13 protein-coding genes are annotated in these 14,912 nt (G+C 69.8%); 11 read left to right on the plus strand and 2 right to left on the minus strand.

Annotated elements, in window-relative coordinates; genetic code table 11:
• The first annotated feature begins 2 nt into the window (after nucleotides 1–2).
• Both JOC24_RS12845 and JOC24_RS12850 read left to right on the plus strand, forming a co-directional pair.
• On the plus strand, nucleotides 3–2,102 hold the full coding sequence (locus JOC24_RS12845) for a hypothetical protein (RefSeq protein ID WP_239580322.1): 2,100 nt from the start codon (nucleotides 3–5) through the stop codon (nucleotides 2,100–2,102).
• Nucleotides 2,103–2,358: 256 nt separating this feature from the next.
• Nucleotides 2,359–3,588: a glycosyltransferase family 2 protein gene (locus tag JOC24_RS12850; RefSeq protein ID WP_205020350.1), complete on the plus strand. Its 1,230-nt coding sequence runs from the start codon at nucleotides 2,359–2,361 to the stop codon at nucleotides 3,586–3,588.
• Nucleotides 3,589–3,616: 28 nt separating this feature from the next.
• Here the strand turns inward: JOC24_RS12850 and JOC24_RS12855 are convergent, their stop codons facing one another.
• Complete coding sequence (locus tag JOC24_RS12855; RefSeq protein ID WP_205020351.1) at nucleotides 3,617–5,044, minus strand: polysaccharide pyruvyl transferase family protein; 1,428 nt, start codon at nucleotides 5,042–5,044, stop codon at nucleotides 3,617–3,619.
• A 296-nt stretch (nucleotides 5,045–5,340) separates the two neighbouring features.
• Here JOC24_RS12855 and proB point away from each other — a divergent pair, with 296 nt between their 5' ends.
• The 5 genes from proB to JOC24_RS12880 all read left to right on the plus strand — a co-directional run bounded on the left by proB (nucleotide 5,341) and on the right by JOC24_RS12880 (nucleotide 10,860).
• Entirely contained in the window at nucleotides 5,341–6,459 is a 1,119-nt protein-coding gene (gene proB, locus JOC24_RS12860; RefSeq protein WP_205020352.1) for a glutamate 5-kinase, read from the plus strand.
• Between the two features lie 130 nt (nucleotides 6,460–6,589).
• Nucleotides 6,590–7,075: a hypothetical protein gene (locus JOC24_RS12865; RefSeq protein WP_205020353.1), complete on the plus strand. Its 486-nt coding sequence runs from the start codon at nucleotides 6,590–6,592 to the stop codon at nucleotides 7,073–7,075.
• Between the two features lie 270 nt (nucleotides 7,076–7,345).
• A complete protein-coding gene (locus JOC24_RS12870) occupies nucleotides 7,346–8,629 on the plus strand; it encodes a glutamate-5-semialdehyde dehydrogenase (RefSeq protein ID WP_205020354.1) in 1,284 nt (427 codons plus the stop codon).
• A 113-nt stretch (nucleotides 8,630–8,742) separates the two neighbouring features.
• Nucleotides 8,743–9,339: an SCO2584 family spore wall biosynthesis protein gene (locus JOC24_RS12875; protein ID WP_205020355.1), complete on the plus strand. Its 597-nt coding sequence runs from the start codon at nucleotides 8,743–8,745 to the stop codon at nucleotides 9,337–9,339.
• 393 nt (nucleotides 9,340–9,732) lie between these two features.
• Nucleotides 9,733–10,860 carry an SCO2583 family membrane protein gene (locus JOC24_RS12880; protein WP_205020356.1) on the plus strand — a complete coding sequence of 376 codons (1,128 nt, stop codon included), beginning with the start codon at nucleotides 9,733–9,735 and terminating at the stop codon, nucleotides 10,858–10,860.
• Here the strand turns inward: JOC24_RS12880 and JOC24_RS12885 are convergent.
• On the minus strand, nucleotides 10,787–11,938 hold the full coding sequence (locus tag JOC24_RS12885) for a M48 family metallopeptidase (RefSeq protein ID WP_205020357.1): 1,152 nt from the start codon (nucleotides 11,936–11,938) through the stop codon (nucleotides 10,787–10,789). The two genes, JOC24_RS12880 and JOC24_RS12885, sit on opposite strands and share 74 nt — an antisense overlap.
• A 110-nt stretch (nucleotides 11,939–12,048) precedes the next feature.
• Here JOC24_RS12885 and JOC24_RS12890 point away from each other — a divergent pair, with 110 nt between their 5' ends.
• The 4 genes from JOC24_RS12890 to JOC24_RS12905 all read left to right on the plus strand — a co-directional run bounded on the left by JOC24_RS12890 (nucleotide 12,049) and on the right by JOC24_RS12905 (nucleotide 14,868).
• Nucleotides 12,049–12,201, plus strand: a complete 153-nt coding sequence (locus JOC24_RS12890; RefSeq protein WP_205020358.1) for a hypothetical protein — start codon at nucleotides 12,049–12,051, stop codon at nucleotides 12,199–12,201.
• Nucleotides 12,202–12,285: 84 nt separating this feature from the next.
• Nucleotides 12,286–12,447, plus strand: a complete 162-nt coding sequence (locus JOC24_RS12895; RefSeq protein ID WP_205020359.1) for a hypothetical protein — start codon at nucleotides 12,286–12,288, stop codon at nucleotides 12,445–12,447.
• A gap of 38 nt (nucleotides 12,448–12,485) precedes the next feature.
• Nucleotides 12,486–13,103: a nicotinate-nucleotide adenylyltransferase gene (gene nadD / locus JOC24_RS12900; protein ID WP_205020360.1), complete on the plus strand. Its 618-nt coding sequence runs from the start codon at nucleotides 12,486–12,488 to the stop codon at nucleotides 13,101–13,103.
• A gap of 19 nt (nucleotides 13,104–13,122) precedes the next feature.
• Nucleotides 13,123–14,868 (plus strand): LCP family protein, encoded by a 1,746-nt coding sequence (locus JOC24_RS12905; protein ID WP_205020361.1) that lies wholly within the window; start codon nucleotides 13,123–13,125, stop codon nucleotides 14,866–14,868.
• Nucleotides 14,869–14,912 lie beyond the last annotated feature (44 nt).

The following is a 14,912-nucleotide window of genomic DNA, read 5'->3' on the forward strand; positions in this document are numbered from 1 at the left end:
TCATGGTTGCCGCTCTTGTCCCCAATATCTGGTTCTTCGCGGCGGCCACCGCTGTCACGTACATCGCGGACTGGTATCTGCACCAGCGGGGCAGCTATCTGGTCAACCGGCTCGGCAAGGTCCGGGCGGGTCTGTCCATCCGCTTCCTGCTCCGCCAGTTGATGATCATCCTGCTGCTGGCCCGGCTGGACCTTGCCGAGGAGCCGCTCTTCTACGCGGCCGTCGCGTGCTTCCTCCTCTTCTACGGCCTGCAGGCCCCGCAGGGCGCTCTCACGACCCTGATCAGGCTGCGCCGCAGTCTGCCGATCGTCACCCGGAACGTGGACCTGCACGCGGTCCGCATCCCGGACGCCCCGCCGCGCGCGCTGCTGCACCGCGCCAGCGAGAAGATGCTCCACCTGGACCTCCCCGCAGTGGTGGGCGTCCTCCTCGCCGCCGGCACGGGCGAGGACTTCCTCGGCTACATCGGCGCGGCCCTGACCCTGCTGCTCGCCGTCGGTTACAACGCCCTGCTCGTCCCGTACCTCCGCCGGAACCGGCGGGCGCCGTCGGCCCCGGTCGTACTGAAGGCCCTGGACACCTGGCTGGGCGAGTACCAGCCGACCGTCGTGCTCTACTTCTCCGGCTCCAGCGAGTCGGCCTACCAGGGCAACATGTGGCTCGACACCATGGCCGCCGTCGAGGGGCGCCCTCTGATCGTCATGCGTGAGCGCAACCTCGTCCCGCAGCTCGCGGACACCTCCGTGCCCGTGATCTGCGTGCCCGCCGGCACCCACCTGATGAACCTGAACCTCTCCACCGTCCGCGTGTGCCTCTATCCGGCGAACGTGGGCAAGAACATCCACATGCTGCGCGTCCCGACCATGAAGCACGTCTTCATCGGTCACGGTGACAGCGACAAGCTGGCCAGCGTCAACCCGTACTCCAAGGTGTACGACGAGGTCTGGACGGCAGGCCGCGCCGGCCGGGACCGCTACGCCCTGGCGGACGTCGGTGTCCGCGACGAGGACATCGTCGAGGTCGGGCGGCCGCAGCTGGCCCCCATCCAGAGCTGGACCGGCACCACGAGGAACCCCATCCCGACGGTGCTGTACGCCCCCACCTGGGAGGGCTGGGACGACAACCCCGGCAACACCTCGCTGCTGCTGGCGGGTGAGAACATCGTCCGCCGGCTGCTGGAGGCGGACACCCCGGTCCGGGTCATCTACAAGCCGCACCCGTTCACCGGTATCCGCAGCCCCGAGGCCAAGGCCGTCAACGCCCGGATCAAGGCACTCCTGGCCACGTCGGCGCAGGAGCGCGCCGCGGACCCGCGATGGGCGAAGGAGGCCTCGGCCGCAGCTGCCGGGCAGGCCTCGGCCGCCGCGGAACTGGTCCGCATCGAGGCGCGTCTGGCCGAGCTCGCGAAGCCCGGCCGGTCCGGGGGCGACGAGTCGGAGGAGTCGCGGGTCGCGCTCGCCGATCCGGCCCGCCAGACCGAGATCGCCACCCTCCGTGCGGAGTGGAACGACGCCTACTGGCGTTCCTTCGGCTGGTGGGAGCACCGGACGGTCGTCGGTGCGCAGCCCAAGCTGTACGACTGCTTCAACCAGTCCGACGCCATGGTTTCGGACATCTCCAGTGTGGTGTCCGACTTCATCGCGAGTGGCAAGCCGTACGCGGTCACGGACTCCGCGGAGCTCGGCGCGGAGGAGTTCAAGCGCCAGAACACCGCGGTGCGGGCGTCCGTCGTCCTCTCCAACGACGCGCAGGAGATCGACGAACTGCTCCGTGCCGTGGCCGACCCGGCCACGGACCCGCTGGCCGAAGCGCGCCACGAGCTGAAGGCCTACCTGCTGGGCCCGGACGAGCCGACCTCGATGGAGCAGTTCAACGCCGCCGTACTGGCCCTCACCGTCAAGGCGGAGGCCCGCAACGCGGGTGTCGCGCAGCGCGTCGGCGGTCAGCCGCCGGCCCCGCTGCCGGACCTCGAGGCCGAGGACAGCGGTGCCGGGGACGGAGCGGCGGAGATCGTCGCCGAGGCCGAGGCCGCGGTCGATCCCGACGACCCCGCCCCGGACACCGACGCGGAGATCGGCGCCGACCCTTCGGCCCTGCGCTGACCGCCCCGGGTCCGGCCGACGGCGGGAAGTGACGCCGCAGGCCGGACCCGGACGCAGACCGCTCGGTGTGATCCGGTTGCCATCGAGTTGTCGGAAATACGTCTGGATTGCGACGCAACCTACGCAACGGCCCGTCCGTCTTCTCCTCGGGGAGGGGAACGTACGGGCCGTTCGGCGTGTCCGTGCTGGAACAGGGCATGTCCCGTCGTTCCATCGGTTCTCCTGATAGATACGTTTATGCGTGAACCGGGGAGAGATGAGCAACACCGCACCAGATGTGACCGTCATCATCGGCGCCTACGAAGCGATGCCGTACCTGATCCGATGCCTGGATTCCGTCGAAGCACAGACGCTTCCGGCCCAGCGCATCGAGATCGTTGCCGTCGACGACGGCTCCACCGACGGCACGGGGGAGTACCTTGAGGAGTTCGCGGCCCGGACCGCCATCGACATGCGTGTCGTGCGTCAGAAGAACTCCGGCGGTCCGAGCGGGCCGCGCAACGTCGGGCTCGGCCTCGCCCGGGGCAGGTACGTCTTCTTCCTCGACGCCGATGACTACTTCGGCGAGGAGGCCCTGGAGCGGATGGTCGCCATGGGCGACCGGGCCGGCACGGACGTGGTGCTCGGGAAGGTCGTCGGCGTCAACCGCGGTGCGGCGAAGTCGATGTGGAAGCAGACGGTCGAGCGGGCCGATCTCTACTCGTCCAACATCAAGTTCACCCTGAGCGCCCAGAAGCTGTTCCGCCGGGACCTTCTGGTGCGGCTCGGGATGAGGTTCGACGAGGAGCTGAAGACGGGCGAGGACGCGCTCTTCACCATGGAGGCGTACCTGCGTGGCAACGGCGTCTCCGTCGTGGCCGACTACACCTGCTACTACCTGGTGGGCCGGGACGACGGCAAGCACGTGACGAAGAGCGGCAGTTACCTGCTCCGCTTCGACTCGGCCCGGGCGCTGATGGGCCTCATCGCCACGCATGTGCCGCCGGGGCCGAAGCGGGACGTCCTGATGGTCCGGCCGTTCGTCATCACGCTGCTCCCACAGTTCGGACCCGCTCTGCTGCGGCAGTCCGACGAGGTGCGGAAGAAGAAGATGGAGCTGGCGGCGCCGCTGCTGGAGGCCTACTGGTCATCGGGACTGGCCCGGCGCCTCAAGGTCAACGAACGACTCAGGCTGATCTGCCTCGCGAACGGCCGGCTCGACCTGCTTCTGGACATTCTGCAGTTCATGAAGGACAACAAGAAGCCCCGTGTGGTCCGTAAGGGGCTCCGTGGCCGACTCTATCTGGTCTACCCGCACTTCGGCGAGGATGCGGCACTGCCTCTGTCCGCGTACGAGGTGAGCGTGCCCGAATGGATCGGCCGGAAGCGGGTCGACGTGCCGGGGAGACAGTCCCCCGCCGTCTTCCTGCGGCGGCTGTCGGGCAAGGCGCGCAGGACGGTCCGGTCCTCCCGTCTGCACACGCCGCGCCGCGCCCACAAGGTCTGAGGCGGGCGCGGCGGCAGGGACGTCGTCCCTACTGTTCGGGGCGAAGCAACCTGCGGACCGGGCGCCCCACCACGCGTCGGGCGCGCCGGTAGGCGGACGGCCACGCGGCCGCTCCCGCGCCCGTCTGCACCCTGACCTTGACCGGGCCGGCGCCCTTCTTCTCGAGCTGGCCGCGCAGCTCCGCGTTCTGGGCGGCCAGCTCCTCCATCCGGCTCTGCATCCAGCTGAAACGGCTGCTCAGGGAGTCGGGGTCGGACTCGGTCCACGGGCGGACGGCGGGCGGAAGGGCGAGCTTGGACATCTGCGCGTCGAACGCCTTGCCGCTGTCGCCGTGGTGGAAGGTGTTCTCCAGCCCGTTGCGCTCCATGAAGCCGGTGAAGCGCAGGAAGCGCTCCTTGTGGCCGTTCACCAGCTCACCGAAGTCCGCCGCCTCGTACAGCTCGGCGGGGTCGATGTTCTTGGGCGTCTCGGAGATCTTGCGGTGCGGAATGCCGAAGTACCGGCAGAGTTCCAGGGTCCGCGAGTCGCTGCAGAGCACCGTGCTCGGGACACCGGCCAGCAGCGCCGCGATGTTTCCGTGGATGCGCGAGCCGAACGAGAAGTCGAACGCGCGTAGTTCCTCGATCCAGGTGGCCGGGTCGACGTAGAGCCTGACCTTGCCCTCGCGGTACATGGGGTGGGACGGGTGGGTCGGCATCGAGGTCTGGGCGCCGATCGGGTTCGCCGTCTCCCGCCAGTGGAGCAGCTGGGCCTCGAGCAGGTTCTGCCCGATGAACCGCAGGTGGGGATAGCGCTCGTGGGCCTGACGGATTATGGCGTCGAGGCCGTGCGAACGTACGGCGCTGTGCGATCCGTTCACCGAGATGCGCGATTCAGGGGTGAGCGACTCGGTCTTCTTCTCGAGCCTGAACGTTTCGCCGTTCATGAACATGGAGGGGCAGCCGATGACCTCGACGTCCCGGAACCCCATGCTCTTGAGGTACTGCTCGGTGAACTCTCCGCGCACTCCGATGGAGGCGCTGCGGTTGAGCACCTGGGTGACGAATTCCTTGACCGTCGCCTCCATCGGCTTCAGCCGGGACGCGTTGTACTTGAGGTCCGCCTGTGCGCCGACGCCCAGGACGACCACGGGGATGCGCAGCTTCTTGATCAGCTGTGTCATCCGCTGCAAGGGCCGCTCGAAGGTCGGGCGGAAGGCGTTCGCCAGGGGCACGACGAAGACGTCGAACTCCTCGTTTATGCGAGCGGCCGCCGATGGATCCGTACGAATACCGTTCGAGAAGACCGCTGCCCGCGGAGTCGTCAGAATCTTGTGGGCAGCGTCACTGAAGATCAGGTTGCCCGCGTTGGTCGCGAAGACATCTCTGTCGAGGGACTGTTCGAGCGAAGCCACATCGAAGGGGCTTTTGCCTGATCTGAGGAGAATGCGCCTCTGGCGGGTCGGTTCATCTGTCACGTAATAGAGAGTAGCCCGATGAACGACCGGTGGAGATTACGTAAATGACTCCATTCGTGGGCATGTCGGAAGGTGACGCGGAGTAGTCCGTCTGCGTAGGAGTGTCCACGCGGTGACAGCAGCTGAGACGGCGGGGTGGCGGCCCGGCCCCTCGCGTAGATTGAGGAGAACCGAGCAGGACGACGTGATGGGGACGGGCGTACGTGTCAGGGGCAAGGGAATCCGAAGGCGCGGCGGGGGAGACCGAAGGCGAGCTCCGCACACCCTCCGGGGAGAGCGGGGGGCGTAGGCCGGGAGTGACCGACGCCCGCAGGATCGTCGTCAAGGTCGGATCCTCCTCCCTCACCACCGCGGCGGGAGGGCTCGACGCCGACCGGGTCGACGCGCTCGTCGACGTGCTCGCCAAGGTCAGGAGCGGCGGGGAGCGCGAGATCGTCCTCGTCTCCAGCGGAGCCATCGCAGCGGGCCTCGCGCCCCTCGGGCTCGTCCGCAGGCCCAAGGACCTTGCCCGGCAGCAGGCCGCGGCCAGTGTCGGTCAAGGACTGCTCGTCGCCCGCTACACCGCGTCCTTCGCCCGCTACGGCGTACGGGTCGGTCAGGTGCTCCTCACCTCCGACGACATCAGCCGGCGCGCCCACTACCGCAACGCCTACAGCACGCTCGACCAGCTCCTGGAGATGGGCGCCTTCCCCGTCGTCAACGAGAACGACACGGTCGCCACCGACGAGATCCGCTTCGGGGACAACGACCGGCTCGCCGCGCTCGTCGCCCACCTGGTCCACGCCGACCTCCTCGTGCTCCTGTCCGACGTCGACGGCCTCTACGACGGGGACCCGAGCACGCCTGGGACCTCCCGCATCGCGGAGGTTCGCGGCCCCGCCGACCTGGCGGGCGTCACCATCGGCAGCGCGGGCAAGGCGGGCGTCGGCACCGGCGGCATGGTCACCAAGGTCGAGGCGGCCAGGATCGCCACCGCCGCGGGGATCCCGGTCGTCCTCACCTCGTCGAGCCACGTCGCGGACGCCCTCGCGGGGCGCGACACCGGCACCTACTTCCACCGCACGGGGCGCCGTTCGGCCGACCGGCTGCTGTGGCTGGCCCACGCCTCGACCCCGCGGGGCGCCCTCATGCTCGACGACGGAGCGGTGCGCGCCGTCGTCGAACGCCGTACGTCCCTGCTGCCCGCAGGGATCTCCGCGGTCGAGGGCGAGTTCTCCGCCGGGGACCCGGTCGAACTGCGCGACCCCGCCGGCCGGGCCGTGGCCCGCGGGCTCGTCAACTTCGACGCGAAAGAGATCCCCCAGCTGCTCGGCAGATCCACCCGCGACCTCGCGCGTGAACTGGGCCCCGCCTACGAGCGGGAAGTCGTACACAGGGACGATCTCGTCGTCCTCACACCCCGTCCGGCCCCCTGAAACGGCTGAAAGTCCGGCCTCAGGGCGGAGACCTTCACGAAAACCCCCCCACGCCCGGCCCCGGGCTGGTCAACTTTGTCACGGGGATACAAAGGGGTCGGTACAGCTACGCATTCACAGGAGGCCGCCGGTGAGACGAGCACGCCCGGGGGCGCTGCCCCGCGGAACGGGCAGTCGTGCCCTGACCAGCGTCGGGGCGGGAGCCGACTTCGTCGGCACGCCCACCGACGAGAGCCTGGAGCAGGAACCGGTGGTGACGAACGAGGAACTGACCCGCTCCAAGCTGTGGCACATCACCCTCAGTGTCTCCGGCGGCGAGACGCCGCTGAAGGAGGTCAGGCGCGGGCTGGAGCAGCTGGCGAACGACCATCCCTTCCTGCTGACCAGCCGTTATGCCAACGACCACGCGGAGATCCGCTACTGGGAAGAGGCCAGGGACCTTCACGACGCCGCCGCGGTGGCACTGCGGCTGTGGGGGGAGCACCGCTCGAGCGCGAAGCTCCCGCCGTGGGAGATCGTCGGCCTGGAGGTCATCGACCGGGAGACGTACCACCTGCGTATCGCGGAGGGCTACGGCCCGCCGCCCGCGGCGCCCGTCGGTGTGCACCCGTACTGACGGCGGAGCGGTTCGGCGGCCCGCACCACGGGGCCGCCGTCGGGACGGGGCGCGGTGTACCCGTGCGGATCGGACGGGTGCACCGACAGCGGCGTGGCGGACGGGTGCACCGACAGCGACGGGGCGGGCCCGTGTACCAGCAGCGACGGGTCGGGCCCGTGCATCGGCACCGGTAGTGCGGGCCGGACCGGGTGCGGGGGCAACTGTACGGCTGTCTCGCATCACGGGATACGTGACGTTCGTCCGCAGTGTGCGCACTACCCTGCGGGCATGACCACGCTTTCGCCGTACGACAACATGTCCCCGGTCGCCCAGGCCGCCTACCGGGCACGCGCAGCCGCCGACGACATCGCGCCACTCCCGCGCGCGGCGAAGGACGACGCCCTCCTGGCGATCGCGGACGCGCTCGAGGTGCGCGCCGGCGAGATCGTCGAGGCGAACGCCGAGGACGTCGCCAAGGCCACGGAGGCAGGGACGAGCGAGTCGATCGTCGACCGGCTCACGCTCACCCCGGAGCGGATCCGCGCCATCGCCGCGGATGCACGCGACGTGGCGGCGCTCCCCGACCCGGTCGGCGAAGTGGTCCGGGGATCCACCCTCCCCAACGGCATCGACCTTCGCCAGGTGCGGGTGCCGCTCGGGGTGGTCGGCATCATCTACGAGGCCCGGCCCAACGTCACGGTCGACGCCGCCGCGCTCTGCCTGAAGTCGGGCAACGCCGTGCTGCTGCGTGGTTCGTCCTCGGCGTACGCCTCCAACGCCGCACTCGTGCGGGTGCTCCGTGACGCGGTGGGCGGCTCCGGTCTGCCGGCGGACGCGGTGCAGCTGGTCCCGGGCGAGAACCGCGATTCGGTACGCGAACTGATGCGGGCCCGCGGCCTCGTCGACGTGCTGATCCCGCGCGGCGGCGCCTCGCTGATCCGCACGGTCGTGGAGGAGTCGACGGTCCCCGTCATCGAGACCGGCACCGGCAACTGCCACGTCTACGTCGACGCGCAGACCGACCTCCGCATGGCCGTCGAGATCCTGGTCAACTCCAAGGCGCAGCGACCGAGCGTGTGCAACGCCGCCGAGACCCTCCTGGTCCACAAGGACATCGCGCCGGAGTTCCTGCCCCTTGCCCTGGACGCGCTGGCCGAGGCAGGGGTGACCGTGCACGGGGACGAGCGGGTGCTCACCTACGCCGAGGGTTCCAAGGCCACCGTCGTGGCGGCGACGGCTGAGGACTGGGAGACCGAATACCTCTCCTACGACATCGCGGCCGCGGTCGTGGAGTCCCTGGAGTCGGCCGTGGCGCACATCCGGCTCTGGTCCTCCGGCCACACCGAGGCGATCGTCACCACCTCGCAGGCGGCGGCCCGCCGCTTCACCCAGTTGGTGGATTCCACGACCGTCGCCGTGAACGCGTCCACGCGCTTCACGGACGGCGGCCAGTTCGGCTTCGGCGCCGAGATCGGCATCTCCACGCAGAAGCTGCACGCCCGTGGGCCCATGGGGCTGCCGGAGCTGACGTCGACGAAGTACATCGTCACCGGCGACGGCCACATCCGTTAGCGGGGGATCCGTAGCGGCATCCGTACCGGCATCCGCCCGAGGGCGCTTCCGGCGGGGGCGGCGAGTTCGCGGGCTCCCTGCCGAAAACGCCCCGCCGGGGCTACGCTGAAGCTGTGCCGGACGACGTGGGGGGCAGGCCGTTCCCGGACGGCTGGGAGCCCGACGACGACCGCGGGGGTGCGGACGAGGACTTCGCCTCCGTGGTGTTCGACGAGGACTTCGTCCGGTCCGCCGAGATCCACGAGCCCACCGCGGTCGAGCGTCTGCTCGCAGCTGCCGAGGCCCGCGCCGAAGCCGAGGCCGGCAGGGCGCGTCGGGGCGGCGGCTCCCTCGACGACGACCTCCACGACGGCTACGGGCCGGACGGCGTGTACGGCCGTGAGCGGGCCTTCGGTGGCCTTTACGATCCCGATGACCCTGACGGTGCCGACGAGGACGACAACAGCCCCTACGGACGCCACGGCGGCTCCCTGCGCCCCTACCGGAGTACAGCTCGCTGGCACCGCCCGGTCGCCTGGCTGCTCGCCCTGCTGATGGGGATCGGCATGGTGGCGCTGGCGTTCAGCGCCGTGTTCCGAGGCGCTGCGGGCAACCGGCAGGACCAGGTGCCACCACCTGCGACCAGTGGCGTCGACAAGCCGGGCGCCGCCCCCTCCACCTCGGCCGAGTACTCCCTCCCCGCGGTACCAGCCCTCCCCCGCACGCCCTGACGGCTCTCCCGGCGGTCCGACACCCCCTGTGATCCGCCGCCGAAGGTATGGCGGGCCGGTCGCGGGCAGGTGCGGTGGGCGGCGTTCCGCGGGGCCTTTCGACGGGACCGCGGACCGTCCCGGAAGGCTGGTGAGCCCGGTGGCGGGACCGCGGGCCCCGAGACGCCCACCCGGCCGCGCTCCACCTGCGCTCCCACCTGCGGGGCGTTTACCGTGATGACGATCGACCCAATCTGAAGGTATGACCCTGTGACCCCTCCACCCGTTCCCGGGGGAGGGCCGGCCACGAGTCGATGCGTCGAACCCGTGACGTACAGGTCCGCCCGGTGCCAGGTGGCTGAGGCGGGCTCCAGCGCCGGCCCCCGGCCGGTGGCGCGGAGATCGGGAGAAGTCATGACAGGCCGCGGAGAACCGCCCGAAGGGCCGCCCGAGAACCCCGCGGGTGGAGAGGACGAGTACCGCTCACTCGTCTTCGACGAATCGTTCGTCCGCGCTGCCCGGCTGCAGGAGTTCTCCGCCAAGGAGCGCATGGCTGATCACGCGCACGCCGTACGCTCCCTCCCCGGCCGGGGCACCCGCAGGCGACGCCCCAGAACCGGTGTCGCACTCGTCCTGCTGATCGCGCTGGCCTTCGCCGCCGCCGTCTACATCGGCTTCCGCAACCCCTACCCGGCGCCCAACGGCAGGCGCGCGGAACCGCTTCGCACCACGGTGGTCCCGCTGGCACCGCAGGGCCCCGTGCCCGGAGGAACCGCCGAGGTCCTCCTCGCCGACGGCCCGGCCGGGGTGTACCGCACCGGCGCGTCAGGCATCAACTTCCCCCCGGTCCGGCGGACGAAGAACTTCTCGGACAACCAGGTGACCATCGCCCTGGCCACGGTCAAGGACTACCTGGTGGGTTCGTCCCTGGACCCCGACGTACTCACCGGCGGAGTCGTCCGGCCGGTCGGGCGGCTGATCGACCCCGACCAGACGGCGCAGTTCGACCGGAGCATGGACTCACCCGCTGACGACGGTGAGCACAGCGCGACCGGCTGGCTGGTGCGCTTCGACCCGGCGGAGGTGGAGTTGGCCGACCCCGACATCCGGGTCCACGGCACCCTCTCCTACACGGAGGCGGGGGCGGACACCCTGGAGGTGGTGTCCGACCACACCTTCACCTACGCACTGCGGCCCGCGCTCTCAGGCCCCCACCGGGCCGACGGGGCCTCGCTGTTCACCGTGCGCCGAGTCCTGACCTTCCTGCTCGACCAGGAAGACATCCGCCTGCACCGGCTGGAGGTCCGCCGCGCCTACGTCCAGGCCGGACCGCAGTCGTGCTCCGCCGCGACGGCGGGGGCCCTGCGCCCGCTGCTCGCAGGCCGTCAGGGGGACACCCGGGGCCCCGCCGGCACCGACCCGTACGCCACGGGCGTGCCGACGGCGGCACTCTGCGGCACTCTGGCCGTCAGCTCCCCGACCCCGGCCCAGAGCCCTCCTCGGGGTCCGGACGCCTCCAAGTCCCCTCCGAGCCGTCCGTAGCGTCCGACGCCGACGCGCCGCCCTTGTTCGCTCCACCTGCGCCGGTGCTTCCGCCGCCCGCGCCGGTGAACTTGTCCCGGAGCTTGCCTCCCAGATCGCCCGCGCCGCCCGCGATGTCCCCGACCAGCTTCATCAGCGGGTCCTTGCTGGTGCGCACCGTGTCGGCGTAATGAGCCGCGGACTCACGGAACGAGTCCGTGACCGACGTGTCCTTGTCCTCGTCCCGCTTGGGATAGTGGCCGTCCATGATGCGCTGGAAGTCCCGGCTCTCCGACCACTTCTTCAGCTCGGCCGCCCTGACCGTCGTGAACGGGTGCGTCCGCGGCAGCACGTTGAGGATCTTGAGCACGGAGTCGCGGAGGTCGCCGCTCTTCTCGTACTCGTCGGCCTGGGCGAGGAACGCGTCGACGTTCATCTCGTGGAGATGATTGCCGCCCGCGATCTTCATCAGCCCGCGCATCGAGGAGCGCAGATCCTGTCCCACCAGCAGCCCGGCCCGGTCGGCGGACAGCTCCGACTTACGGAACCACTCCCGCAGCGCGGCCACGATCGCCATGATCGCGACGTTGCCGAGCGGGATCCACGCCACCTTGAGCGCGAGGTTGGTCAGGAACAGCAATATCGTGCGGTACACCGCGTGACCGGAGAGGGCGTGGCCCACCTCGTGGCCGACGACGGCTCGCATCTCCTCCTCGTCGAGCAGCTCCACCAGCCCGGTCGTCACCACGATGATCGGCTCGTCGAGACCGATGCACATGGCGTTCGGCTGCGGGTTCTGCGTCACGTACATCGGCGGGACCTTCTTGAGGTCCAGGATGTAACAGGCGTCCCGCAGCATGTCGTTGAGATGCGCGAACTGGGCGTCGCTCACCCGGACGGAGTCCGACAGGAAGAGCAGCCTCAGACTCCGCTCGGGAAGCAGGCCGCTCAGCGCCTTGAACGCGGTGTCGAAACCGCTCAGCTTGCGCAGGGCCACCAGGGCCGAGCGGTCCGCAGGGTGCTCGTAGGCACGCGAGGAGATGTCCGGGAATCGCCTTCGGCGCCTGCTCGGCACGCTCTCGTGACTGGTGTCGGTCATGTATGCCCCCTGTTCGTACGAGACGTTGCTCGTCCCCCTGACAAAAGCCAGCGTATGTGCTGGCGCTACGGTGTGCGGGGGGCTGTGGATAACTTTGAGGAGCGCCCGGAATGCCGCATACCGCCGTCATGCTCGCCGCCGTGTCCGAGGACCAGGGACCGGGCGACACCCTCCGAGTCGTGCTGCTCGTCGCGCTCGTCGGTGCCGCCCTGCTCGCCTGGTTCCTGCTGCGCGGATACGGCAACGACGACAACAACGACTGAGTCGGCGTGAGCGTGCCCGTGGCGCCCGCATACGATGTGCGCGACGTCTCCCTCCTGATTCCCGATGGATAGGTCCTGCAGAAGATGAGCCTCTCGAGCACCGCGCACCAGCTGGTCACCCTCGCCTCCGAAGGCGAGCAGGGTGGTAACCACGAAAGCCTCAGCCCCTACCTCACCGGCGCAGGCGCGTTCGTCGCGTTGATGATCCTGCTGTGGATCACCACTCGTTTCAACCGAGACCGCTGAGGCAGAGGCGAACGGCTGTGCCAGTAGGGTCTGCACGCATGGGAGAGCAGGAAGTGCCCACCGGCCGGGGCAAGCGCCGACTCGGCGTGATGGGCGGGACTTTTGACCCGATCCACCACGGCCACCTGGTGGCGGCCAGCGAAGTGGCCGCCCACTTCCACCTCGACGAGGTCGTCTTCGTCCCCACGGGGCAGCCTTGGCAGAAGAGCCACAAGCAGGTGTCCCCGGCCGAGGACCGCTATCTGATGACGGTCATCGCGACGGCGTCCAACCCGCAGTTCTCGGTCAGCCGCAGCGACATCGACCGCGGCGGGCCGACGTACACGATCGACACGCTGCGGGACCTGCGCACGGTGCACGGCGACGCCGACCTCTTCTTCATCACCGGCGCCGACGCCCTGTCCCAGATCCTGACCTGGCGGGACGCCGACGAGCTGTTCTCGCTCTCCCACTTCATCGGTGTGACCCGGCCGGGTCACGTACTGACGGACGACGGGCTGCCCGAGGGCGGCGTCTCGCTGGTGGAGGTGCCCGCACTGGCGATCTCGTCCACAGACTGCCGTGCCAGGGTCGCGCAGGGCGAGCCGGTCTGGTACCTGGTGCCGGACGGTGTCGTCCGCTACATCGACAAGCGCCAGCTGTACCGCGGCGAATGAGCCACGCAGAGGGGCACCTGTGAACGACCGACACGACCCGTACGACCCGTACCGGCAACAGCCGCAGATCATCGGCTACGACGAGTACGGGCAGCCGGTCCATCAGCAGCAGGGGCAGCAGCACTACGACCCGTATGCCCAGCAGCAGCCCCAGCAGTCCCAGCACGACGGGCAGTCCCAGCACGAGGGGCAGCCGCATCAGGGCTACGGCTACGACCCGTACGCCGGTGCGCAGCAGGGTTACGACCCGTACGCCGCCCAGCACACCCAGCAGCAGGCGCAGCCGACGCAGCAGGGATACGGGTACGGCGACGGCTACGGTGCGTACGGCTACGACACGGGCGGGCAGCCCGCCGTGGACGACTCCGCCCAGCAGTGGCAAGCGCCTCAGCCCCCCGCCGCGCCCGTGGCCGAGCCTCCACCGCCTCTGCCGGAACAGCGGCGTGAACCCGAACCGGCGGCCGACGCCACCGTGCCCGGGCAGCGCCGCGCCGACCGCGACTACGGCACCGAGCAGTTCTCCTTCATCGAGGAGCCCGACGAGGACTCCGAAGACGTCATCGACTGGCTGAAGTTCACCGAAAGCCGCAGCGAGCGCCGCGAGGAGGCACGCCGACGCGGGCACAACCGGATGGTCGCGCTCATAGTCGTCGTGGCCCTCGTGATCGTCGGCGGAGCGGGCTACCTGTGGTTCGCCGGAAAGATCCCGGGAGTCGCCGGCGAGGACGGACAGAACACCACGGCGACGGGCCCGCAGAAGCGGGACGTCATCGTCGTCCATCTGCACAACACCAAGAAGGGCGGCACCTCCACGGCGCTGCTCGTCGACAACGTCACCACCGAGCAGGGCACCACCGTCCTGCTCCCCAACTCGGTTGCCCTGGCCGGGGAGGACGGGACCACCACCACGCTCGCCAAGTCCGTCGACGACGACGGCTCGACCGGCACCCGTGAGGCGATCGACACCCTGCTCGGCACCAGCATCAGCGGAACCTGGCGGCTCGACACCCCGTACCTCGAGAACCTCGTCGAGCTCGTCGGCAACATCGAGGTCGACACCGACACGGCTGTGCCCGACACCAAGAAGGGCGCCTCGCCACTCGTCAACAAGGGAGAGGGCCAGACCCTGAGCGGCCCGATGGCCGTCGCGTACGCCACCTACCAGGGCGCGGGCGAGCCGGAGGCCAAGCAGCTGATGCGCTTCGGCCAGGTCATGCGGGGCGTGCTGCGCAAGCTGTCGGAGGACCCCAAGGCCGCGGCCGTCACCATCGAGACCCTCGCGCAGATCCTCGACCCGTCGCTGCCGGAGCAGGACCTCGCCGCATCGCTGGCGAAGCTTGCCGGGCACGCCAAGGTGGGCGACTACAAGACGGAGCTGCTCCCCGTCCAGGGGGACGGGACCCTCACCGAGGAGGCCACGGAGCGCGTCGTCAAGGACGTCCTCGGAGGCAAGGTGAAGGCGTCGGAGCAGGGCGCGGCGGTACGCGTGGGGATCAAGAACGCAACGGGGAACACGCAGGGCACCGAGTTCGCCCGGGTCCAGCTCGTCAACGGCGGCTACGCCTTCGTCGACAGCGGCAGGGCGAGCACCGCGGCGTCGTCCGAGGTGGTCTACGGGGCAGCGGAGGAGAAGGCGAAGGCGGTCGAGGTCGCCAAGACCCTCGGCCTGCCGGAGAGCGCGGTGGAGAAGGGCGATCCCGCCGCGAACGCCGATGTGTCCGTCGTACTCGGACAGGACTACAAGATCTCCGATCAGACGTCGTAAGGGCTGTCGGCGGTCCGTGAGACCCTAGAGGTCGATCTGACCGC

Source organism: Streptomyces sp. HB132 (assembly GCF_016909575.1).
In the GTDB taxonomy this organism is placed as follows: domain Bacteria; phylum Actinomycetota; class Actinomycetes; order Streptomycetales; family Streptomycetaceae; genus Streptomyces.